Raw genomic sequence first — 1,762 nt, 5'->3', positions numbered from 1 at the left:
TCTCATCTTGATTGACGCTTCGTCTCATCTTGGTTGTCGCGCTGCACTGCCCTGCAAATAAAGTTCTCGCTCACCGAGTGACCTATTGGGGTCGACACGCCGGACGGGGCCAGGCGATGCAATTTGGCCAGAAGCTGGTGTTTATCCCTCCGCCTCAGAGGTATCGCACGCCTGCATGCGCGAATTCTCGGTGACGTCAGGTACCGTGTTCCACTCGCGCAAGCTCTCATGGCGATCTGGGGGGATGTCACGGCCGTCAAGTGCATCGCCGCCCTGCACCTCACCCGCAAGCTCGGCGTCGAGTACAAGACCGCCTGGGTGCTGCTGGCGAAGATCAGGGAGGCGATCGGCCTTCGCCGCGCGAAGATGAAGCTGTGGGGTTCGGGACAGATCGACGGAAAGTACGTCGGCGGCCACATCAAGCCCGAGAACCGGAAGGAGGACCGCATCGACCGCCGCCTGACGGAGAACCAGAACGGCAAGCAACTCTGCGTCCTCCCGTTGCGCGAACACAACAAGGACGCGCCGAACCGCACTCGCACCCGCGTCGTCCGCGACGAGAACGCAAGGGATGCCTGGGCGGCCGTTCGCGACCATGTGGAGCCGCGTTCAGTGCTCGCCGCCGACGAGCATGGTTCCTACGCATGCGATGACGAAGGCAGCTTTAGACTGCTTTTTGTCACGCTATCTCACAGCTCCACCGAGGCCAGGTGACGACGGACGACGCCGTTGCTCCTGCTTTGATTTTCGTCGTTCAAACGTGATGATGTTGTCGCCGCGCATGTGATCCCACGTGATTGGCGGTAGACCTCGTAACACCGTATCGACGTTCGGGGAGAGTCTTTGACGAGCCGCTCTTACGCCAATGTTCTTGGTACGGTGATGTCGTATCGCGCCACGTAAGCGCCCCCCTTCACCAGAGACCGCTTGCCCGAACCCAAATCGATGCGGTTATGATTGAGATGGTTCGCCCATTGGTGTCCTGCGAGTTCTGCGAGATACAGGAACATGCGCTTCACCTTCACGGATGTGCAGGCCTCGAGCAGCTTCTGAACCTGAGCCGGCCGGACATTGTTGAGGCCTTCCATGAGCTGCCCGCATTCGACATACGAGGACTCGTCCGTCGCAAGGTACAGACACTCCATCAGGGCGCGCGTCGGCTTCGATGCTTTGATTGAGAAGCCGCTGAGCTCCACCGTACCCACGCCCGCACCAGCGGGCAGGAGATTTGTCCGATGATACTCGACGTCCGCACCCCATCCATGTTGCCTGAACCAGGTAGGCAGCCTTTCACCCGGTTGTCCGAAAAGACAAACCCTTGGCCGCCCCAGTTCAAGGTAATGGGCCTTGCCATGGAGTGACAGGGCAGTTCGGCCGCCCGGATGGATGGAAGCTGCCAGCTGCTCTTGAAGGGCGTAGACCGCGCCCTCGTATCCAACCTTGTCGCCAGAGCGGATCATCGCCCCGTTGCCGATCGAGGTCAGCCAGTGGCTCCCTCGATAACGCTTCTGAAGGTCGTGGCTATAACCTTTGCAGATCAGCCACTGCGACAGGGCGACCGTACCGCGGGGAATCATATCAGGCAGACGGTTTATTTTTGAGCGCATCACGGTACTCCTAGTACCTCTGTATGCTGGAAAATAAAACAGAACAAGGGGCTCGTAAGGGGTGAAACCGCTGGTCGACGTCCTCAGCAGGATCGTCAACGGCCATCTTTCCGTTCGGCCTCGCAATTATCTGTCTTGACGACGAAGATACATCC

At 59.3% G+C, this 1,762-nt stretch carries 2 protein-coding genes; one reads left to right on the top strand and one right to left on the bottom strand.

What is annotated here, in order from left to right; genetic code table 11:
* Positions 1-228: 228 nt before the first annotated feature.
* The gene (locus tag N181_RS08800; RefSeq protein ID WP_060563336.1) at positions 229-714 is read left to right on the top strand and encodes a transposase; all 486 of its coding nucleotides are present in this window, start codon (positions 229-231) and stop codon (positions 712-714) included.
* 143 nt (positions 715-857) lie between these two features.
* Here the strand turns inward: N181_RS08800 and N181_RS08795 are convergent, their stop codons facing one another.
* Positions 858-1,607: a type IV toxin-antitoxin system AbiEi family antitoxin gene (locus N181_RS08795; RefSeq protein WP_060563338.1), complete on the bottom strand. Its 750-nt coding sequence runs from the start codon at positions 1,605-1,607 to the stop codon at positions 858-860.
* Positions 1,608-1,762: the final 155 nt, after the last annotated feature.

It is taken from the genome of Sinorhizobium fredii USDA 205, assembly GCF_001461695.1.
Taxonomy (GTDB): Bacteria; Pseudomonadota; Alphaproteobacteria; order Rhizobiales; family Rhizobiaceae; genus Sinorhizobium; species Sinorhizobium fredii.
Note: the sequence above shows the minus strand (reverse complement) of the source record. Positions and strands in the feature narration are given on the sequence as shown.

Coding starts and splice junctions, on each gene's coding strand:
- N181_RS08795 (WP_060563338.1), bottom strand. CDS start 1,607: ATGCGCTCAAAAATAAACCGTCTGCCTGATATGATTCCCCGCGGTACG.
- N181_RS08800 (WP_060563336.1), top strand. CDS start 229: ATGGCGATCTGGGGGGATGTCACGGCCGTCAAGTGCATCGCCGCCCTG.